At 70.5% G+C, this 19735-nt stretch carries 17 protein-coding genes; 7 read left to right on the top strand and 10 right to left on the bottom strand.

The features are described 5' to 3' along the window. Positions 1 to 199 precede the first annotated feature (199 nt). The 4 genes from KIP79_RS20280 to KIP79_RS20270 all read left to right on the top strand — a co-directional run bounded on the left by KIP79_RS20280 (position 200) and on the right by KIP79_RS20270 (position 2345). Entirely contained in the window at positions 200 to 1273 is a 1074-nt protein-coding gene (locus KIP79_RS20280) for a MerR family transcriptional regulator (protein ID WP_214106440.1), read from the top strand. 78 nt (positions 1274 to 1351) lie between these two features. After that, a complete protein-coding gene (locus tag KIP79_RS20275; RefSeq protein ID WP_214106439.1) occupies positions 1352 to 1864 on the top strand; it encodes an RNA polymerase sigma factor in 513 nt (170 codons plus the stop codon). After that, positions 1861 to 2085, top strand: a complete 225-nt coding sequence (locus KIP79_RS49530) for a 2-thiouracil desulfurase family protein (protein WP_308169807.1) — start codon at positions 1861 to 1863, stop codon at positions 2083 to 2085. Before KIP79_RS20275 ends, KIP79_RS49530 begins: the two co-directional genes overlap by 4 nt. After that, complete coding sequence (locus tag KIP79_RS20270) at positions 1986 to 2345, top strand: DUF1722 domain-containing protein (protein WP_308169817.1); 360 nt, start codon at positions 1986 to 1988, stop codon at positions 2343 to 2345. Before KIP79_RS49530 ends, KIP79_RS20270 begins: the two co-directional genes overlap by 100 nt. Here the strand turns inward: KIP79_RS20270 and KIP79_RS20265 are convergent. The 4 genes from KIP79_RS20265 to glgX all read right to left on the bottom strand — a co-directional run bounded on the left by KIP79_RS20265 (position 2310) and on the right by glgX (position 9057). Next, on the bottom strand, positions 2310 to 2843 hold the full coding sequence (locus tag KIP79_RS20265) for a lysoplasmalogenase (protein WP_214106438.1): 534 nt from the start codon (positions 2841 to 2843) through the stop codon (positions 2310 to 2312). The genes KIP79_RS20270 and KIP79_RS20265 overlap by 36 nt on opposite strands. A 155-nt stretch (positions 2844 to 2998) precedes the next feature. Then, positions 2999 to 4681 (bottom strand): malto-oligosyltrehalose trehalohydrolase, encoded by a 1683-nt coding sequence (treZ, locus tag KIP79_RS20260; protein ID WP_214106437.1) that lies wholly within the window; start codon positions 4679 to 4681, stop codon positions 2999 to 3001. Between the two features lie 43 nt (positions 4682 to 4724). Continuing rightward, entirely contained in the window at positions 4725 to 6920 is a 2196-nt protein-coding gene (gene treY / locus KIP79_RS20255) for a malto-oligosyltrehalose synthase (RefSeq protein ID WP_214106436.1), read from the bottom strand. A gap of 28 nt (positions 6921 to 6948) precedes the next feature. After that, on the bottom strand, positions 6949 to 9057 hold the full coding sequence (glgX, locus tag KIP79_RS20250) for a glycogen debranching protein GlgX (RefSeq protein WP_214106563.1): 2109 nt from the start codon (positions 9055 to 9057) through the stop codon (positions 6949 to 6951). 255 nt (positions 9058 to 9312) lie between these two features. Here glgX and KIP79_RS20245 point away from each other — a divergent pair, with 255 nt between their 5' ends. Further along, positions 9313 to 11271, top strand: coding sequence for a hypothetical protein (locus KIP79_RS20245; protein WP_214106435.1), 1959 nt, complete (start codon positions 9313 to 9315; stop codon positions 11269 to 11271). Here the strand turns inward: KIP79_RS20245 and KIP79_RS20240 are convergent. Continuing rightward, a complete protein-coding gene (locus KIP79_RS20240) occupies positions 11258 to 11728 on the bottom strand; it encodes a hypothetical protein (protein ID WP_214106434.1) in 471 nt (156 codons plus the stop codon). The genes KIP79_RS20245 and KIP79_RS20240 overlap by 14 nt on opposite strands. A gap of 89 nt (positions 11729 to 11817) precedes the next feature. Here KIP79_RS20240 and KIP79_RS20235 point away from each other — a divergent pair, with 89 nt between their 5' ends. Beyond that, positions 11818 to 12108: a hypothetical protein gene (locus KIP79_RS20235; protein WP_214106433.1), complete on the top strand. Its 291-nt coding sequence runs from the start codon at positions 11818 to 11820 to the stop codon at positions 12106 to 12108. A 38-nt stretch (positions 12109 to 12146) separates the two neighbouring features. Here the strand turns inward: KIP79_RS20235 and KIP79_RS48980 are convergent, their stop codons facing one another. From KIP79_RS48980 to KIP79_RS20215, 4 genes are read right to left on the bottom strand one after another with little or no spacing between them, the layout of a single operon-like run. Next, a complete protein-coding gene (locus tag KIP79_RS48980) occupies positions 12147 to 12851 on the bottom strand; it encodes an oxygen-binding di-iron domain-containing protein (RefSeq protein ID WP_214106432.1) in 705 nt (234 codons plus the stop codon). Between the two features lie 59 nt (positions 12852 to 12910). Further along, the gene (locus tag KIP79_RS20225; protein WP_214106431.1) at positions 12911 to 16213 is read right to left on the bottom strand and encodes an ATP-binding protein; all 3303 of its coding nucleotides are present in this window, start codon (positions 16211 to 16213) and stop codon (positions 12911 to 12913) included. Between the two features lie 20 nt (positions 16214 to 16233). Beyond that, positions 16234 to 17526 (bottom strand): ATP-binding protein, encoded by a 1293-nt coding sequence (locus KIP79_RS20220; RefSeq protein WP_214106430.1) that lies wholly within the window; start codon positions 17524 to 17526, stop codon positions 16234 to 16236. Between the two features lie 6 nt (positions 17527 to 17532). Further along, positions 17533 to 18210 carry a response regulator transcription factor gene (locus tag KIP79_RS20215; protein ID WP_214106429.1) on the bottom strand — a complete coding sequence of 226 codons (678 nt, stop codon included), beginning with the start codon at positions 18208 to 18210 and terminating at the stop codon, positions 17533 to 17535. 50 nt (positions 18211 to 18260) lie between these two features. On the opposite strand from KIP79_RS20215, the gene KIP79_RS20210 reads away from it, so the two are divergent. Beyond that, the gene (locus KIP79_RS20210) at positions 18261 to 18842 is read left to right on the top strand and encodes a hypothetical protein (RefSeq protein ID WP_214106428.1); all 582 of its coding nucleotides are present in this window, start codon (positions 18261 to 18263) and stop codon (positions 18840 to 18842) included. An 11-nt stretch (positions 18843 to 18853) separates the two neighbouring features. On the opposite strand, the gene KIP79_RS20205 is transcribed toward KIP79_RS20210, so the two are convergent. Continuing rightward, positions 18854 to 19513, bottom strand: a complete 660-nt coding sequence (locus tag KIP79_RS20205; RefSeq protein ID WP_214106427.1) for a DUF305 domain-containing protein — start codon at positions 19511 to 19513, stop codon at positions 18854 to 18856. Between the last annotated feature and the right edge of the window lie 222 nt (positions 19514 to 19735).

The following is a 19735-nucleotide window of genomic DNA, read 5'->3' as shown; positions in this document are numbered from 1 at the left end:
CGAGCGTCCTGCCCGGTGGGTTGCATCCACGTCCGGGCGGCGTCCGAAGTAGCCGATATGCGCGTCCAGGCGACACCCGGAGAACTCGGCGTCCCACCCAGCGGTGTCCGAAGGATGCGGTGAGCCTCCGACACGGCATGATTTGTCAGTCACGACCTTGGTCGACCAGGAACGTCCGGGACGGAGGTGAACCACGCTCATGGCGGACGAGGACAGCTCCCCGAGTTACGGGATCGGGGCGGTCGCGCGGCGGCTCGGGGTGCCCGCGCCCACGTTGCGGACCTGGAACCTCCGGTACGGCATCGGGCCGAGTTCCCGGAGTCCCGGCGGCCACCGGCGGTACGGGGCGCTCGATCTGCGCCGGCTGGAGGAGATGAGCCGCCTGATCAAGGCGGGCGTGCCACCGGCGGAGGCCGCGCAGGCGGCCCTGCGCATCCGGTCGCTTCCGGTGGAGCCGCAGGCGGGAACACCAGGGGGGCGCGGGGGCGAGGAGGAATCGGCGGTCCCGGCACCCACCGCGGATCGCGAGGCCGGTGCGGAAACGGCGGCCCAGGCCGGTCGCGAGGCTGGTGCGGAAACGGCTGTCCCGGCGGGTCGCGGGGTCGGCGAGGGGCCTGCGCATCCGGCGTTCCTGGCGGAGATCCCCCCGGCGTCCCGGGAACGTTCGGTCGAGCGGGAGGCCGGGCGGCTGGGGCGGGCCGCGATGGCGCTGGACTCGTGGACGGTGTCGGAGATCGTCGCCTGGGGTCTGAGCAGGTTCGGGGTGGCCGAGACCTGGGACCGGCTGGTCCGGCCGGTGTTCGCGGCGATCAGCCGGCGGCAGGCCGCCACGGGCGTCGGGGTGGATGTGGAGCACCTGTTCACCGAACGGCTGATGACGGCGTTCGGCGCGTTGATCGGGCGGCCCGCGCGGCCGATCCATCCCCGTCCGGTCCTGCTCGCCTGCGCCGAGGACGAGCAGCACAGCCTGCCGATCTTCGCGCTGGCCGCCGCCCTGGCCGCGGAGCACGCGGTGGAGGTCCGGGTGCTGGGCGCGCGCACGCCGTACTCGGCGCTGGCGGACGCGATGCGGCGGCTCGGCCCCGCCCTGGTGGTCGTCTGGTCGCAGCGGGCGGAGACAGGCGACCCCGAGCCGCTGACCCGGCTGCCGGTGCTCCGCCCGCCCAGCCCGCTGCTGACCGGCGGCCCCGGCTGGTACGGCGTCCCGCCCACGATCACCCACCTGACCTCGATGAACGAGGCGATCTCCCGGATTCTCGCGGCGCTGCGCTGATCACTGCTGTTCCTTGCATAATCGGCCACGGGCGACTATGAATAGGTTTTGAGTAAGTTTCCCAGTTGGGAGGTCGTCATGAAGCTGGGCCTCCGCCTCGCGGCAGGCGAGGAAGACGCGGTGACGGAGTGTTTCCGGGAGCACGCCGCGCTCGTCCGGGCCTACCTCCGCCACTTCGTGCCGCCCCAGGACGTCGAGGACGTCTCGCAGGTCGTCTTCGCCGAGGTCTGGCGGTGCCGCGGCCGCTACGACCCGGCCCGCAGCCTGGAAGGGTGGTTGCAGGGCATCGCCCGCAACCGGGCGATCGACTACCTGCGGGCCCGCCCCCCTGCCGCCGTCCCGCTCGACGCGGCGCCGGAGCCGAGCGAGGATCTGGACCTGCCCGCCCGCCTCGACCAGCGGGACGCCGTGCGGCGCGCGCTGGCCGGGCTTCCCGCCGCGCAGCGGCAGGCCATCGAGCTGGCCTACTACGGGCAGCTGACCCAGCGGGAGATCGCCTCCCGGCTGGACGTCCCGCTCGGCACGATCAAGGCGCGGACCGCGCGGGCCCTGCACCGGCTGGCCGCGCTGCTCGACCGGGCGGCGGCGTGATCCGGCCGAAGGTGGCGGTGTCGAGCTGCCTGCTGGGCGAGCTCGTACGGTTCAACGGGGGTCACAGCAGGGACAGGTTCCTGACGGGGGAGCTTGCGGAGTACGTGGACTGGGTCCCGGTCTGCCCGGAGATGGAGGCCGGGGGGTCGTCGCGCGGGCGGGCACGCTGCCGCGGGACGAACTCGCCGACGCCTACGCCGCCGCCTTCCGGTCCGCGATGAGCCGCAGGACCACCGTCGGTCGCCACGTCAACGTGCTCCACCACTGCCTGGGCATGGTGGGCGCGGGCGTCGACCCGGTCCGCCGCGCCGACCTGCTGGCGGTGATCGACGCCTACCGGGCCAGGGAGGTCGCGCTGAGCGTGCCGGTGGCGCTGCTGCTCCACCACGCCAGGGGCGAGGCCGCCGCCTACGTCCGGGATCAGACGTATTTCGCGCCCTATCCGTCAGGTTTGGGGTTGCGCAACCACGTGCCGGGTTGATCCGGCGGCGAGCAGGTACTGGGCCAGGATGTAGGTGGACATCACCAGCAGGTCGCCGTACAGGATCTCGATCTCGGCGAGGCGGAATGCGATCAGCGTGTCGGAGAGCAGGAAGAGGCCGCCGCCGATGCCGGCGGTCGCGTTGCGCCAGAGCGAGGTGACGGCGGTGGCGGTGAGCAGCAGGGAGTACCCGGCGATGGGCACTTGGAGCTCGCCCAGCCGGTGCCAGAGCAGCACGATCAGCACCAGCCAGACGAGGGCGTAGACCCCGGCGACCGCCCAGTCCCTGACGATGTCGCTGCGGAGGAACATCGTCACGTAGCAGAGGTGGGCCAGCCCGAAGCACACCATGCCGGGCAGGAACAGGCCGTCCACCTGCAACCCGATGTCCCCGAGGGTGGACCAGAACAGTGCCGCCACCAGCAGCCGGGACCCGCCCCGCGCGATCACCCACCCGGCCAGGAACGGCATGAGCAGGGCCTTGCTCACCCACTCCACCGGCGCTATCCCTAGCGCCAGGGACCCGAGGTGCACCCCCGCACACCCCCAGAACAAAATCCCGAAATTTCGGGTCATGGTGGCTGACCTGGCGATCGACATGGACGGATCGTAATTAGTTGCCCTCGTACCCCAAAAGGGGTGATAGATCACGATCAGGACAGCTGGATCACGGCGAGGGAGAGCGGCGGCAGGTGGAGGTCGGCGCCGTGCAGGGCGATGCCCTCGTCGGAGGCGAGCAGCAGGTGTCCGGGCGCGAGCCGTACCGGGACGGGGAACTCCCCGACGTTGACCGCGACCCGCACCGAGCCCCGCTCCACCACGATCCAGTGCCGGTCGTCGTCGTACCGTACCCGGACCCGGTCCAGCCGGGGGTCGGTCAGGTCGGGATGGGACTTGCGGAGCGCGATCAGGTCCCGGTACCAGCCCAGCAGCGAGGCCGCGCCGTCCTCCGACATTTCCGACCAGTCCAGCTTGGATCGAAGGAAGGTCTCCTCGTCCTGCGGATCCGGGGCCTTCCAGTCGTAGCCGAAGCCCTCGAACTCGCGCCGCCGCCGCTCCCCCTCCCCCTCGGCCAGCTCGGGCTCGTGGTGATCGGTGAAGAAGTAGAACGGCGTCCCGGCCCCCCACTCCTCCCCCATGAACAACATCGGCGTGAACGGCGAGGTGAGCAGCAGCCCGGCCGCCAGCCAGAGCCGCTCCGGGCGCATGCGGTCCCCCAGCGGCCGGTTGCCGATCTGGTCGTGGTTCTGCACACAGCAGACGAACCGGTACCCGGGCAGGTCCCCGGCGGGGCGGCCGTGCGAGCGCCCGCGGAACGAGGAGTAGCTCCCGTCGTGGAAGTACGCCGAGGTCAGCACCTTGGCGACCGCCCCGAGCGAGTGGAAGTCGGCGTAGTAGGCGTGCGTCTCGCCGGTGACCGCCACGTGCAGGGCGTGGTGCACGTCGTCGTTCCAGGTGGCGTGCAGGCCGTACCGGGTGATCAGCGCGGGGTCGTTCAGGTCGGATTCGGCGATCAGCGTGAGCGGGCGGCCGAGCGTGGTGGCCAGCGCCTCGACCTCCCCGGCCAGTTCCTCCAGGAAGTGCACCGCGCGCTTGTCGTGCAGGGCATGCACCGCGTCCAGCCGGAGGCCGTCGATGTGGTAGTCGCGCAGCCACTGCAGCGCGTTCTCGATGAAGTACCTGCGGACCACGTCCGAGTGCCGTCCGTCGAGGTTGACGGCCGCTCCCCAGTACGAACCCCGGTAGTCATGCAGGTAGGGGCCGAACTTGGCCAGATAGTTCCCGGACGGGCCGAGGTGGTTGTAGACGACGTCCAGGATCACGCCGAGCCCGGCCCGGTGGCAGGCGTCCACCAGCAGCTTCAGCCCGTCGGGACCGCCGTAGTCCTCGCGCACCGCGTAGAGATCGACTCCGTCGTACCCCCAGTTGCGCCGCCCGGGCACAGGGGCCACCGGCATGATCTCGATGAAGTCCACGCCCAGGTCGACCAGGTGGTCCAGCCGCTCGATGGCGCTCTCGAAGGTTCCTTCGGGGGTGAAGGTGCCGATGTGCAACTCGTAGATGACCGAGCCGCGCAGGTCCCTGCCCCGCCAGTCCTGGTCCCCCCAGGTGAACCGGGCGTGGTCGTACACCCGGCTCGGTCCCGTCACCCCGTACGGCTGACGCCGCGTGCGCGGGTCGGGGAACGGGCCCTCGCCGTCCACGTGGAAGGCGTAGTCCGTGCCGTGTTCGTCCCCGGGAGCCCGCCACCACTCCCCTTCGGCGGTCATCACCCGCCGGACGCCGTTGCTCTCCAGTTCCACGCGGGTCGCGTGCGGCGCCCAGACCTCGTACATGCCGCTCCCGGAAATCGACTATCCCACCTATTTCCCATCGGGCTCAGCGGGTATTCCGTTCCAGAATTGCAACGGGGTAACGGGCGAGCAGGTGCGCCATCGGGATGAGCCCGGTGTGCTCCACGTCGGTCAGCAGGTCCACCCAGTTCCCCGGTGGCAGCCGGAGCGTCTGGCTCCCCCAGCCGCCCGCCCGCTCCAGCTTCATCGGCAGCCGGGTCGCCACCGCCACCGCCCGGTCCCCGCGCGCGAACGCGATCGCGTGCTCGTCCGCCTCGATCGGCTGGTACGGCAGGCCGGGCTCCAGCCGTTTCCGCAGGTGGAGCGCGGCGCGGGTGACCCTGAGCTTCTGCCCGTCCCAGCTGTCGTCGGGAGCCGCCAGCAGGGCCCGCCGTGCCGCGTAGTCGACCGGGCGGCGGTTGTCGGGGTCGACCAGGGAGAAGTCGGTGATCTCGTTGCCCTGGTAGACGTCCGGAATGCCGGGCATCAGCAGCTGGACCACCTTCTGCCCGAGCGAGTTGACCCGCGCGTACTTGTCCACCACGGCGGTGAAGGCGGCCACCGAGTACCCGCAGAGCTCGATCGCCTTGGCGGCGAACTCCCGCAGCGCCGTCTCGTACCCCTGATCCCGGTTCTGCCAGGAGATCGAGGTCTTCGCCTCCCGCGCCGCCTTGAGCAGATATTTCGTGAAACGGTGGGTGCTGATGGGCCAGGCCGCCATCAGCGTCTGCCAGGCCAGATAGTCCAGCTTCGGATCGAACCGCACCGCCGCCGTCCAAGAATCCACCGCATCAGCCCATATATCCGGCATTTCGGAAATGACGGATAGGCGGGCCCGGACGTCCTCCGACCGTTTCGTGTCATGCGTGGAGAGCGTGGTCATCGTGGTCGGCCGCAGCTCCGCGCAGAACGCGTGGAACTCCTCCGGCGCCACCCCGAACCGGTCCGGCTCCCCGCCCACCTCGTTCAGGCAGGCCAGCGGGAACCACCGGTAGAGCGCGGTGTCCTCCACCCCCTTGGCCATCACCGGACCGCAGGTCTGCTGGAACCTGGTGACCGCCGTGGCGGGCCCGTTCAGCACCAACTGCGCCACCCGCGCCACCGCCGCCGGGTCGGCGTGCCCCGCCGCCTCCCAGGCCGCCGCCTGGATCACCCGGCCCGCCTCGGCGTCCGGCGGCTCCCCCGGGTTCACGTACGCCCGGTAGACGGGCATCGCCACCAGCAGCTCCACCAGCGCCTCCCGCAGCCCCGGCTCCCCGAGGTCGAGCGCCAGCCGGTCCACCTCGCCGCGGAAGAACAGCTCGATCACGTGCTTCTTGCCCTGGTACTTGACCAGCTCGTAGTCGTCGGGCATCCCCGTGTGCCGGGTGAAGGTCGCCACCAGCGCGTCCCGCGCGGCCGGGTCCACGAACAGCCGGGTCACCATGTTGAGCGCGTCGTAGCCGGTGGTGCCATCGCAGTCCCAGTCGGCCGGCAGCCGCTCGCCGTCCATCAGGATCTTCTCCACCCAGACCGGCCCCGGCACCCGCTCGCGCAGCCGCCGCAGGTACCCACGCGGGTCGGCGAGCCCGTCCGGATGGTCCACCCGGAGCCCGTCGATCACCCCGTCCGCGACCAGGCCCAGCATCACCTCGTGGGTGGCCTCGAACACCGCCGGATCCTCGGCCCGGAGCCCGATCAGCGACGAGACGTCGAAGAACCGCCGGTAGCCGGGCGAGTCCCGCCAGGAGACCAGCCGGTAGTGCTGCGCGGTGATCAGCTCGTCCAGCGGCAGCTCCTCGGTCCCGGCCCGGAGCGGGAACACGTGGTCGTGGTAGTGCAGCAACCCGCCAGACACGCTGAACGTGGCGTCGTCCCCCAGCACCGGCAGGTCCACCGGCCAGGTCAGGTCGAACCAGTTCGCGTACGGGGAGTCCGGCCCCTCCTTCAGCACCGACCAGAGCGGGGCGTTCTCCGACTCGGGCACCGGCACGGTCATGTGGTTGGGCACGATGTCGGCGATCAGCCCGATCCCGCGGCCCGCCAGCGCGAGCAGCCCCGGCCGGCCGCCGAACTCCGCCCTGATCCTGGAGTGGTCGGTGACGTCGTACCCGTGCTGCGAGTCCCGCACCGACTGCAGGACCGGCGACAGGTAGACGTGCCCGACCCCGAGTTCCCGCAGGTAGTCGAGGAGGCCGGCGAGCTCGCGGAAGCCGGACTCCGGCGTCAGCTGCACCCGGTAGGTCGACGTGACAGCGTCCATACCGTCCCTTCTGTCCTTTCCGGCCGGGCTAATGCGTGGATTCCCTGCGGAGCACCCGGACCGACCGCCCCGCCACCTGCACGCCCTCACCGGCCCGGCAGTACCGGGTGTCGGTGCTGATCGGCACGGCGGTGTCCAGTTCGGTCCGCCACATCTCGCCGTAGTCCTTCGGGACGGTGAAGGTGATCACGTCGTGGTGGGCGTTGAAGAGCAGCAGGAACGAGTCGTCGGTGATGCGCCGCCCGCGCCGGTCCGGCTCGGTGATCGCGTCCCCGTTCAGGAACACGGCCAGCGCCCGCGCGTACCCGTTGTGCCAGTCGGTGTCGGTCATCTCGGTCCCGGACGGAGTCAGCCACGCGATGTCGCTCAGCTGGTCGCCCGAGCCGCGGGCCGGACGCCCGTAGAAGAACCGGCGCCGCCGGAAGACCGGATGCTCCCGGCGCAACCGGGACAACCGCCGGGTGAAGTCGAGCAGTAACCAGTTCTCGTGCTGCCAGTCCACCCAGCTGGTTTCGTTGTCCTGGCAGTAGGCGTTGTTGTTGCCCTGCTGGGTGCGCCCGAGCTCGTCCCCGTGGGAGAGCATCGGCACGCCCTGCGACAGGAACAGCGTGGCCAGGAAGTTCCGCTTCTGCTGCTCCCGCAGCTGCGCCACCGGACCGGTGGCCGGGCCCTCCACCCCGCAGTTCCAGGACCGGTTGTCGTTGGCGCCGTCCCGGTTGTCCTCGCCGTTGGCCTCGTTGTGCTTGTCGTTGTACGAGACGAGATCCTCAAGCGTGAACCCGTCGTGGCAGGTCACGAAGTTGATGGAGGCGGCCGGGCGGCGGCTGTCATCCTGGTAGAGGTCGCTGGAGCCGGTCAGCCGCGACGCGAACTCCGGCAGCCGGGCCGGCTCCCCCCGCCACAGGTCCCGGATGGTGTCCCGGTACTGCCCGTTCCACTCCGTCCACCGGGCCGGGAAGTTGCCCACCTGGTAGCCGCCCGGCCCGACGTCCCAGGGTTCGGCGATCAGCTTCACCTGGGAGAGCACCGGATCCTGCTGGACCAGGTCGAAGAAGGCGCTCAGCCGGTCCACGTCGTGCAGTTCCCGGGCGAGCGAGGCGGCCAGGTCGAAGCGGAAGCCGTCCACGTGCATCTCCGTCACCCAGTACCGCAGCGAGTCCATGATCAGCTGGAGCGCGTGCGGGGAGCGCATGAGCAGGCTGTTGCCGGTTCCGGTGGTGTCCATGTAGTGCCGCCGGTCGGACTCCACCAGCCGGTAGTAGTTGGCGTTGTCGATGCCGCGCATGCTCAGCGTCGGGCCCAGGTGGTTGCCCTCGGCCGTGTGGTTGTAGACCACGTCGAGGATGACCTCGATGTTCGCCTCGTGCAGCGCTTTGACCATGGCCTTGAACTCCAGCACCTGGCCACCCCGCTCCCCCGAACTGGAGTAGGCGTTGTGCGGCGCGAAGAACCCGACCGTGTTGTAGCCCCAGTAGTTGGTCAGGCCGCGCCGCTCCAGCACGTGGTCGGTGACGAACTGGTGGATCGGCATCAACTCGATCGCCGTCACCCCGAGGCTGGTCAGATGGTCGATGATCTCCGGGTGCCCGAGGGCCGCGTAACTTCCCCTGATGCGCTCGGGAATCCGCGGATGGTTGATCGTCAGCCCCTTGACGTGCGCTTCGTAGATCACCGTGTCGTGGTAGGGCGTCTGCGGGGGCCGGTCGTGGCCCCACCCGAAGAACGGGTTGATCACTACCGAGCGCGGCACGTAGGGCGCGGAATCCTCGTCATTGCGGCTGTCCTGCGCGCCGAAGGTGTACCCGTACACGGCCTGGTCCCAGCGCACACCGCCCTCGATGGCCTTCGCGTACGGGTCGATCAGCAGCTTGTTCGGGTTGCACCGCGCCCCCTGCTCCGGCTGGTACGGCCCGCGCACCCGGTACCCGTACCGTTGCCCCGGCTGCACCCCCGGCAGGTAACAGTGCCAGACGAACGCCTCCACCTCGCTCAGCGGAACCCGTTCCTCCGCCCCGTCCTCATCGAACAGACAGAGCTCCACCCCGTCCGCCACCTCGCTGAACAACGCGAAGTTGGTCCCCGCCCCGTCGTAGGTGGCACCCAACGGGTACGGATCCCCTGGCCAGATCTCTCGCATACTCTCCATGCTCCACGCCATCGCCACTGTTTGCCCAGTGATCCCGTGTTACACCCAGATGTCCAGCACGGCGGCGAGGTTCACGGAGATCTTTCCCCTTCGGCTTGTGAGGATTGACAGCCCAGGCCAATGTGTTGGTTAACCTTCACGCCCCCATCGCGGTCGCCGATGATTGGGGGCATGGCAGAGAGACCCTCTGTACAACCGGGGACCGGACCGCTCGCGCCGGAGTTCTCCGGGATCGATCCGGCTCTGATGAACGACTTCATCACCGAAATGGAGCGGGCCGGACAGGCCATCGCCGAGCAGGCCGAGCACATCCGCCGAGAACTGGCCGCCGTCGATCTGCCTGCCGCCGGGCTTGCGCCCATCCGGGAGATCGGCGGCTGGGCCGAACAGCAGGTGCCCCAACTGCGACAGCGAGTGGCTGCCATCGCCGCTCCCGTGCCCGGAATTCTCGGCCTTTTCGATGGAGGACTGCGACCGTATCGGGAGGCCTCACTACTCACCCCCGCCGAAGCCCAGCGCCAGGGCACCGAACTGGGCAAACGACTGCTGGCCATCGATCCAGACGAGTTCCGCCTGATAGGGCCGTACGCCCCCGACCGCATAGCCACCCTGCTTGAGGAGTTGGCGGCACATCAGCACGACGCCGTCTTCACCGCCGCGTTCTTCGGAGCTCTTGGCCCCGCCGGGATCCGTCAAGTGACCCCCACTCTGAAACGTCTGTCCAAGGACGGGCGGCCGGATGCTCTCCTCACCCTCGGTACGGCTTTCGCCACCGCGATCACCGGCGAGGCGAAGGTTCCCGGCTTCGCCGCGGTGCGAAAAGCGGTGGAGAACATGAAGCCCGAGAACGCGAAAGACATGGAGGCCTTCGCCACCCTGCTGAGCCACGGCAACTACCCGGACGTCTGGCTGGCCCAACTCGCTCTGCCCGTGTTGCGGCCCGAGAGCGGAGCCAGTAGCTCAATCCTGTCCGGGATGCTCAACGCGTTGGGCAACAACCCAGCTGCCGCCCGCCTGGTGATCGGCTCAATGGCCAAGCTCAGTCCCCTCCCCGCCCTGCCAACCCTTGGCCTGCCATTCGGTCAGCTTCCACAGTCCCCGGAGAAGTGGGATAAGCGGCCCGAGTTGGTGGCTTTTCTCAAGGGGTTCAACGAGCGGGCGATGAGTTCGCCGGAAATGTCGGACGCCTTCGGCAGACTCCTGGCCGCGGCCTCCGGTGCCTATGACGAGCGGGACGGCAAACACAGCCAGGAAGCGGCGTTCTTCGCCTACACCGTGATGACCACGGTGGACGAATGGCGGTTGAACGATGCGATCAAGATTCATCTGGGGGAGATCGCGGGAGCGTACGCGACCGAGATCACCCTGGGCGCGAACCTCAACGACGCCGATATGGCCAAGGAAAGCGCACTGCAGGTTGCCCCCGGTCTGTTCGAGTGGATGTCCATTCCGGGGCTGCGTGGTGCTTTCCGGTTGAGTCCCGAGGACACCTTCCGCTTCATGACCACATTCGCCGACGGCGAGGAGGCGCGGCTTCGGCTGGACGAGGGCATGGGAAGAATGCTCTTCAGAGTTCTTCCCATCGTGTCCAATGCCGTGAAAAGCAGCGGAAATATCCAGCCGATGGACAGCTTTTTCAAGGCAATCGGCAATGTCCGGGGCACCGAACTGGCGGCTGCGGTCCGGGTGCCCGAACTCAAGGACAAGCAGATCGAGGACGCCGAAAAAGCCGAGAGTCTCCTCGCGGGGATTGCCATGGCGGCTCTTGGGCTGGTTCACCCCTTGTCCGCCATCCCGCTGACCTGGACCGTGTTGTCCACTGGGGTCTCCGTCTACTACACCTACGGCCGGGATCCCAAAAAGGAGGCGGAGCAGCTCCTGAAGTCGGACGATGCGGAGATGTTGGGGCGTCGCCAAGCTACGGCCCAGCTTCTCATGAAGCAAGGATTCGCCCCCCAGGTGCCCCCCGCGGGTGTCATCGCCGACTCAAATGGCGAATTTCTCCCGTTCGCAGATATTTTGAAACAAGGCATGGCTGGACAGAAGGCCTTCGACCAATGGATGGTCGACAATGGTATGGGAAAAGGCAACCCGCTGGCCCTGGGAGAGCTGTCCGCACAGATTTCGGATTCCTTCAGCGGCGGAAAGGATGTCGGGTTCAGGCGTTGGAAGAATTATGCAAACGCGGATCTCATGACCGACTGAGGCACTCAGTCTCGCCCTGCACCGAATAAGTTCCGTCAGTGGACTTCAGCAGGATGGCTGTTTTCGTGGATTCGTTTTCCATGCGAATCGGCTCGTCCAGGACGTCGGTGAGGGCGTAGTCGGCGACCCGATCCATAGCGCCTATCATGATGTAGTTCAGAGTGCTGGGTTCCCGCTCCGGCGCGGAATCCAGACCAGTGGCAGCAAAGGTGCGTTTAACCTCGTCGTTCCCGCAGGGAACATCCTTACCTCCAGGATCGGTGACCTGGATGTTTCGAGCACGTACCTCTTCGAGCAGTTTAAGGATGTCTTTCTTCAGGGTTTCGCCCGCCTCGGCGGCCGTTGGTTCCTGTTCACGGGGGGAGCCAATCATGTACAGCGCGGTCACCACAACCAGAGCGGCCACCGCAAGTATCGCGCCGATCCGTACGAGAAGGCGTCGGTTGGAACGGGGCATTGGGTATCCTCCGAAGAGTCGGCCGTCTGAGCGCACCATCTCATATCGCCGGGGACAGCGCGCAGCTGTTTCAGGGAGAGAGGGAAACATTGGCCCCCGAACCACAGGACATGGTGCCCAATCCCCGTAGGGAGGAATTGCTGCGGGCGCTGACGAAGGTGCGGGCACACGCGGCACAGCTGGAGACGGCCCTGGATCCGGCCCATGCGGCGTTCACCGGCCAGGCGGTGTGGGTGGGCCCGGCGGCGCGGGATTTCACCGAGGAGCTGGCCGGGCGCAGGGCTCGCCTGCGGGTGCTCACCCAGCGAATTGTCGAAGACCTGGAGAGTGAGCTGCGGACTGCGCCCGAGAAGGTGACACGGTCCTCAGCCACGCGGTGAGGGCCGCCGGGCACGTTCACCATTCCGCTGCGCCGGGCTTATGAGGCGGTCTGTCGGATGGTCTCGAAGGTGCGGGAGATGCGGTGGCCCGTGATGGTGGGGCCGTGGGCGGTGGTGATGGCGGTTAGTTCCATGGTGGCGATGTGGTCGAGGTAGTGGCCGAAGCGTGCCTGGTCCAGCCAGGCGTGCCAGGGGCTGAGGGTGGTGGCGAAGTGGTGGATGGCGTCCAGGTGGTCGTCGGCGGGGAGGTCGGTGGCGTTGGTGGTGGGGGTCTGGGTCACGGCGCCGAAGCAGTCGGCTGACCAGTAGACGCCGCTGCGGTCGTCGTACAGGCCGTAGGTGGTGGGGGCGTCGTAGAGCGGGGGGCGGACGGCGGTGAGGACGCGGTCGCCGGCCTGGAAGGACTCGCCGTCGGTGATCGGGCGGGAGCGCTGGTGGGTGGGCGCGTGGCGGGAGGGGGCGGTCACCAGGGTGGCTTGGGGGCAGAGGTTCAGGGCGACGAGGAGGTTGCCGATGTGGTCGGGGTCGGGGTGGCTGATGAAGATCCAGCGTACGTCGGGTGGGTCGACTACGGAGAAGACGTCTTCCAGCCAGGTATCGCGGTGCTCGGCCGCGCCCGTGTCCACCAGCACCGGTTCGCGGCCCGTGATCACCATCGAGTTCACGTAGCCGAATCCGCCCGGCTGCGGGACGAGGCGGGGAATGAGCACGGTGTCGGGTGCGACGCGGTGTGGTCCTAGCATGCCGACACCTTCGCGGAGCGGGCTTGAGGGCGGCTTGGCTGCCACTTGCCGGCGGCGTCTCAGGGCTGGGGCAAGCCGGCTCGGTTGATGAAATCCAGGGCCGCTGCGCGGTGCCTGGCGGCGTCGGCTGGGCGGTTGAGGGTTTCGGCGAGGCGGGACAGGCAGAGGTCGGTGATCGACCAGCCGAGGAGGCGGCCCGTGTTGGGGAGGAGGCGGGTGTAGAGGGCCTCGGCGGCGGTGCGATCGGCGAGGGTGTGGCAGATCTGGGTAAGGGTGTCGGGGATGAAGCGGTAGGTGAGGTCTCCGTCGATACCCGCGAAGCCGTCTTCGGAGAAGGTGGCGAAGAGCTTTCTGGCCTGGTCGATGTGACCGAGGTCGAGGAGGACGTGACAGCGGAGGATGGTCCACGCCGGCTGGTCGGCAAGGGCGGCCATCGCACCGTCGGCAAGGGTGGTCGTCGCGCCGCCGACAAGGGCGGCCGTCACACCGTGGGCGGTCGTCGCACCGTCGGTAAGGGTGGTCGTCGCACCGTCGGCAAGGGTGGTCGTCGCGCCGTGGGCGGTTGTCGTCTTGTCGGTGGGGTCGGTGGTCGCCTGGGTGATGAGGGTGAGGGCTTCGGCGGGGGCGCCGTGTAGGCGGGCGGACAAGGCGCGCATGAGGAGGGCGCGGAGGCGAGGGCCGTTCTGGCCGAGGGCGCCGTCGGGGTGGATGCGGGCGGCCTGGTCGGCTTCGGCGATGGCGGTGTCCAGGTCGCCGGCGAGGTAGGCGCGGATGGCCGCCTGCCAGGTCGCCAGGCCGATCAGTGCGGGTTGGCGGAGTTCGGTGGCGGTTTCGCGGAGCCAGGACAGTATCGGGTCGGCCTCGGTGAGACGGCCTTCTGCCACCAGTTCGACGTAGGCGGCTTCGCGGGCCAGCCAGTCGTCCACCAGGTCGCCGGTGGCGCGGGCGGCTTCCGCCATGCGGGCGATGATGGCCTGCCGTTCGGTGGTGGAGGCCAGCCCTCGGGAGAGGATCTCGGTGGCGCTCAGCGCGCGGAGCAACGCGCGGTCGTCGGTCGCCTCGGTGACGGCGCGGGCGGCCAGTTCGCGACTCTCCGCGAGCGGGCGGGTGAAGGCGCCCATGATGGCGGAGGCGGCCAGCAACGGCGAGCGCCAGCGGTCCCCGGCGTCGTCCCGGAGGGCCAGGTCGATGCGGGCGACCAAGGCCTCCGAGGCGGTCCACTCCTCGTACATGGCCCACAGCAGCGGGTCGGCGAAGCCGAGCGCGGCCCGGGCCAGGCGTTCGCCGTCGCCGAGGGTGTCGGCGAGGGCGGCGGCCTCGTCCAGTACGGCGTGCACACGCGAGTTGAGCCCGGCAGCCGCGAGCGCCTCGGCCAGCTCGATGAGCAGGTCGCAGCGGAGGGCCAGGTCGGTCACCGGGAGCTGGCCGGTCAGCTCTGCCGCCGAGGCCAGATGGGCGGCCGCGTCCTCGTACGCGAACTGGTCGCAGGCGTGCCGGGCGGCCTGGCGGGCGTAGTCGATGGCCTTGGCCGCCATGCCGGAGATGACCAGCCCCTCCCGGTAGTGGTAGGCGAGCTCGGCCAGATGTGTGCCCCGCCGTTCCAGCACGGCCGCCACCTGGGCGTGCATGCGGCGGCGGCGCAGCGGGGCCAGCCCGTCGCGGAGCACCTCGCGCACGATGTCGTGGCTGAAGGCGTAGGAAAGCGAACGTTCGGTCAGCAGCCGGGCCCGTACCGCCGCGTCCAGCACGTCGAGCACCTGGTCGCGGGGCAGGCCGAGCACGTCCAGCACGTCGAGCAGCACGCCGAGCTCGGTCTCCCTGCCGATCAGCGCGGCCGTGCTGAGCACGTCGTGGGCGCCGGGCGGCAGCGCGGCCAGCCGCCCCCTGAGCACGTCGGCCACCGCGCCGGGCGTCTGTTCGCCGGAGCCGAGCAGGCCGAGGTAGAAGGGGTTCCCGCCGGTCTGGCGGTGCTCACGCGCGGCCAGGGCGGGGTCGGCGCCGGACCGGGCCAGGTATTCGGCCACCGCCTCCTCCGAGAGCCCGCCGAGCGTCACCCGCTCCACGTGCGGCAGCCGGGAGAGCGCGGCCAGGGCCCGGGCCAGCGGCTCGCCCACCTCGGTGTCCCGGTAGGTGGCCAGCACGGTCAGGTCGGGGCAGGCCCGGGTGGCGGCCAGGAACTCCAGCAGCCGGAGCGAGGAGGCGTCCGCCCACTGGAGGTCGTCCAGCACCACCAGCACGGGCCCGCCACCGTTGAGCAGCCGGGCCACCGCCTCGTACATCGGGAACTCGCCGGTGGCGCCGGTGATCTCGGTCAACTCGCCGTCCCGGCCGGTCAGCTCGCGCAGCGCCTGCACCCAGGGCCAGAACGGCGGCGCGCCGCCCCCGTCCCAGCAGCGCCCGAAGGCCACCCGCTGGTCGGGGACGCTCCAGGCCACCTCCTCGACCAGGCTGGTCTTGCCGATGCCGGGCTCCCCCGCGACCAGCGCCACCCGGTGCCCTGGCCGCTCGACGGCCCGCCGCAGCTGCGCGGTCTCGGCGTCCCGCCCGATCACTCCGCCCGGCCCCGCAGGTTCGGGCACCGGGCTGGCCGGGGTGGGTATGAGCCCGGGGTCCTGGGCGAGGATGCGGGACTCCAACTCCCGGGAGCGCGGATCGGGGTCCAGGCCCAGCTCGCCGACCAGCAGCCGCCGCCCCTCGGCCAGCAGGGCCAGCGCGTCGGCCTGCCGTCCTCCCTGGTAGAGGGCGTGCGCGCCGAGCCGCCGCAGCCGCTCCCTGGTCGGGTACGCGGCGACCAGCCGGGCCAGCTCGGACACCAGTTCGGCGCCACGGCCGAGGGCGAGTTCGGCCTCGGCGGCGTCCTCGACGATGGCCAACCGGAGTTCGGCCAGCGCCGGCTGCTCCTCCTCGGCCCAGGGCTGGCCCTCGAATCCGGTCAGTGGGTCGCCCCGCCACTCGCTGAGGGCCAGTCGCAGTTGCCTGGCCGCCCGTGTGGGGTCGCCCTCGGCCAGCAGCCGCCGCCCCTCGGCCGCCCGCGCCGCCGCCCGCCGCCGGTCCACCTGTTCGGCCGGCACGTCCACCGCGTACCCGCCCGGCCCGCTGACCAGGATGGACGCCGCGCCGCGCCGGACCCTGTCGGGTTCCAGCACACGGCGGAGCTTGGAGACGTACGACTGCACGGTGTTGAGCGCGCTGGGCGGCGGGTCCTCGCCCCAGAGGGCGTCGATGATCCGGGACGCGCTGACCGGCCGGGGCGCGGCGAGCAGGCAGAGCGCCAGTACGGCACGCTGCTGGGAAGTCCCGAGGTCCAGCGTCACACCATCCGCGCCGATCACGGTGATCGGGCCGAGCACCCGGAATTCCACGTGGCGACTCTACCGAAGTGTCATGAAATGCCCGATCGGCGGAGCAGCCGCCGGGAGCGTGGCCTGGGTGGGTCGGTGCGCAGCCAGAGCTGGACTCCCGCGCCGCCCAGGGCCGAGCGTTCCACCCGGACGTTGCCGCCGGTGGACTCGGCCAGGCGGCGGGCGATGTCCAGCCCGAGGCCGGTCGAACCGGCGCCGCTGTGGCCGCGCTTCAGCGCGCCCTCCGGGTCGGCGATGCCCGGGCCCGCGTCGGCCACCAGGATGCCGACCATGCCGCTGCCCTGGTGCAGGGTGACCGTGAAGCGGGTGCGCTCGGGGGTGTGCCGGAACACGTTGCCGAGGGTGGCGTCGATGACCGCGCTCAGCTCGGCGGCGGCCACCGGCACGGGGGCCGGGGCGTCGGCGCCGAACAGGGCCCACGGGCGGCCCTGGTCCTCGGCCAGCGCCGACCAGAAGGCCAGCCGCTCGCGGAGCACCTCGGCCGCGTCGCACCGGTCGGCCACCGGGCGGGCCGGGCGGCGGGCCGCCTCGATGATGGCGTCCACCTCGCGTTCCAGCCGGTCCACCTGGGCCGCGGCCGGGCCGTGGTCGCCGAGCTGGAGGCGGAGCGCGGTGAGCGGGGTGCGCAGCCGGTGCGACAGGTCGGCGGCCAGCTCGCGTTCGGCCGCCAGCAGCCCGGCTACCTGGTCGGCCATGGTGTTGAAGGCCTGCCCGGCGGCGACCAGCTCGGGCGGCCCGTCCGGCTGGATGCGGACCGACAGGTCGCCGGAGCCGAGCGCGGTGGCCGCATCGCCGAGCCGCCGGGTGGCCCGCACCACCCGGGCCCCGAGCCGGTCGGCCACCAGCACGGACCCGGCCACCAGGGCCACCGCGACCCCGGTGAGCACCGCCCAGGAGGTGGCCACCCCCCGGGTGAGGTCGGCGTCCGGCGCGTACACCTCGATCAGGGCGGTCCTGCCCCGGTCCAGCGCGACCGGGCGGAGCAGCACGTAGCCGTCGGCGACCCGCAGGGTTTGCGCCCTGGCTCTGGCGACGTCGGCGGCCGAGGCCCGGGCATGGCCGACGGTGGTGTCCGGCAGGTGCACGGCCAGCCGCCCGGCGGCCCCGGCCGCCGTGCTGGCCAGCGCGCGTTCCAGGCGCTTGGCGTCCCCGGTCACCACCAGCGCGGGCACCAGCGCGGTGGCCTGGCGTTCCGCCTCGGCCAGCGCCCGGGTCTCGGCGATCTCCTTGACCACGGCGGCCAGCGGAATGAGGAAGGCCAGGGCCACCATGCCGGTGACCGCGAGCGCGACCAGCGCCAGGCTCCGCCGCACCGCGGCCTACCTGGGGGCGCTGATCCGGACGCCGACCCCGCGCACGGTATGCAGGTAGCGGGGCTGCGAGGCGGTCTCGCCGAGCTTCCGGCGTAACCAGGACAGATGCACGTCGATGGTCTGGTCGTCGCCGTAGGACTGCTGCCAGACCTCGGCCAGCAACTCCTTGCGGGAGACCACCACCCCGGGCCGCCCGCACAGGTAGGCGAGCAGGTCGAACTCGCGCCGGGTGAGCTCCAGCGGCGCGCCCTCCAGGTACGCCTCCCGCCGCTCCGGGTCGAGGCTGATGCCGCCCACCCTGATGACCTTGGCGGCGGGGGCCGACCTGGCCCGGCGGAGCAGCGCCTCCAGGCGGGCGTTCAGGTGCTCACCGGAGAACGGCTTGATCAGGTAGTCGTCGGCGCCGGCCCGGAGCATGCGCACGATCTCCCGTTCGTCGTCCCGCGCGGTGGCCACGATCACCGGCACGTCGGAGATGGCGCGGAGCATCTTGAGCGCCTCGGAACCGTCCAGGTCGGGAAGGCCGAGGTCGAGGATGACCACGTCCGGTGGGAAGTGGGCGATGTCACGCAGCGCGTCCAGGGCCCGCCCGGCGCTGCGCACCGCGTGGTTGCGCCCGACCAGGTCGCGGATGATCGCCGAGCGGACGAACTCGTCGTCCTCCACCACAAGAACGGTCGCCATGGCCCGATACGGTACGGCAATCCGGGTTATCTAGGTCATAATCGGTGCTTATGCACCTGCCCAGGGCAATCGGCTACACCCTCGCCTGGTGCGGGGCCACCGCGCTCGCGGTGGGGGTCGCCTGGCTGGGCGTCGGTGAGGTACTGCACGCGACCGTGCTGGCCGAGGATCCGCCCGCTCCGATGGTGGTGGCGGCGCCGACCGGGGTCTCGGGGGTGGCCCGGGCAGAGACCACCCCGACCGCCCGGCCCACGCGCACCCCACGCCCCCGGGAAACTCCCAGGGCAAGCCCACGGGAGACGCGCCCCACGCCCCGGCCGACCCGGTCGGTCAGGGTGACCGCCCCGGCCAAGCAGGACCCGGCCCCCCGGCCCTCCCCGCCGCCGAGCACGCCCTCGGCGGGGACGGGCGAGGTGCTGCACACCTTCACGTTGAAGGGCGGGCGGGCCGTCGTGGCCGTCCGGGCCGGGGACTGCCGCATGGTCTCGGCCACCCCGGCGGACGGCTACGAGCTGAAGGTCTGGGACGAGCCGTACTGGCTGCGGATCACCTTCCTCGCCCCCGGGCACGAGTCCTCGGCCTTCTGCACCTGGAACGCGCTGCCCCCACGGCTGGACACCTACGAGACCTAGGGGCCCAGCGGCTACTTCAGCCGGGCCAGGTACTTCTTCATCTCCTTGATCTCGGCCTCCTGGCTGGTCACGATGCCGCCGGCCATGGCCTTGGCGGCGGCGGAGGCGCCCTCGGCCTGCTCGGCCTTGGCCAGGGTCAGCGCCCCCTCGTGATGATCGATCATCAGCGTGAGGAAGCGCCGGTCGAAGGCGGGCCCGGAGGTGGCGGCCAACTTCTCCAGGTCGGCCCGGCTCACCCCACCGGGCAGCTTGTGGTCCCGCGGCAGCGGCTCGGCGCCCCATTCGTCCAGCCAGTTCTTGAGCGTACGGACCTCGGGGTCGAGCTGGCCGTAGATGCGGGAAGCCAGGTCACGCACCCACTGGTCCCCGGCCCGGGTGGCGGCCAGCTGGGTCAGGTCGAAAGCCTGGAGGTGGTGCGGAATCATCGAGGCCGCGAATTGGATGTCGGCTTCGTTGTAGCCCTTTTCGGGCGTGATCACGGCATCCGGCGTGGGGCTTTCCGGTACGGGCGACGGAGTCGGCGAGGGAGCGTCCGGCGTCGGAGTGGGGGCGGCGGAGCTCACGGCTGGCGCGGAGGTCGTCGGCGACGCTTCCGGGGTCGCTTCGCTGCACGCGGCGAGCAGCGCCATCGCCGCCAGCGCGGGCACGGCCATCCGGCTGAATGAGGTCATGATGCTGGACCCTACCGAAAGCCGGATAAGCCGGAGCTCAGACCGAAAAGGTGGCCGCAATACGTCCGGAATTATCCCCGGCAATCAACTTCCCATAGTCGTATGTGGGGTTTGCCCGGCCGCGCCGGTGTCTGGACTGAACGTAGGGAGCGCAGCGACCGGAGAGAGGGAAGACGCCGGCTGAGAGCGGCCGGGCCGCCGTGCCGGAGGCGCGGCCAATGT

It is taken from the genome of Acrocarpospora catenulata, assembly GCF_018476525.1.
Lineage (GTDB): Bacteria > Actinomycetota > Actinomycetes > Streptosporangiales > Streptosporangiaceae > Acrocarpospora > Acrocarpospora catenulata.
This window is presented reverse-complemented; position numbering and strand designations above follow the sequence as displayed.

Bases quoted from the DNA above. Each gene is read 5' to 3' on its own strand.
- KIP79_RS20280 (WP_214106440.1), top strand. From the start codon at position 200: ATGGCGGACGAGGACAGCTCCCCGAGTTACGGGATCGGGGCGGTCGCG.
- KIP79_RS20275 (WP_214106439.1), top strand. From the start codon at position 1,352: ATGAAGCTGGGCCTCCGCCTCGCGGCAGGCGAGGAAGACGCGGTGACG.
- treZ (WP_214106437.1), bottom strand. From the start codon at position 4,681: ATGTACGAGGTCTGGGCGCCGCACGCGACCCGCGTGGAACTGGAGAGC.
- treY (WP_214106436.1), bottom strand. From the start codon at position 6,920: ATGGACGCTGTCACGTCGACCTACCGGGTGCAGCTGACGCCGGAGTCC.
- glgX (WP_214106563.1), bottom strand. From the start codon at position 9,057: ATGCGAGAGATCTGGCCAGGGGATCCGTACCCGTTGGGTGCCACCTAC.
- KIP79_RS20245 (WP_214106435.1), top strand. From the start codon at position 9,313: ATGAACGACTTCATCACCGAAATGGAGCGGGCCGGACAGGCCATCGCC.
- KIP79_RS20240 (WP_214106434.1), bottom strand. From the start codon at position 11,728: ATGCCCCGTTCCAACCGACGCCTTCTCGTACGGATCGGCGCGATACTT.
- KIP79_RS48980 (WP_214106432.1), bottom strand. From the start codon at position 12,851: ATGCTAGGACCACACCGCGTCGCACCCGACACCGTGCTCATTCCCCGC.
- KIP79_RS20215 (WP_214106429.1), bottom strand. From the start codon at position 18,210: ATGGCGACCGTTCTTGTGGTGGAGGACGACGAGTTCGTCCGCTCGGCG.
- KIP79_RS20210 (WP_214106428.1), top strand. From the start codon at position 18,261: ATGCACCTGCCCAGGGCAATCGGCTACACCCTCGCCTGGTGCGGGGCC.
- KIP79_RS20205 (WP_214106427.1), bottom strand. From the start codon at position 19,513: ATGACCTCATTCAGCCGGATGGCCGTGCCCGCGCTGGCGGCGATGGCG.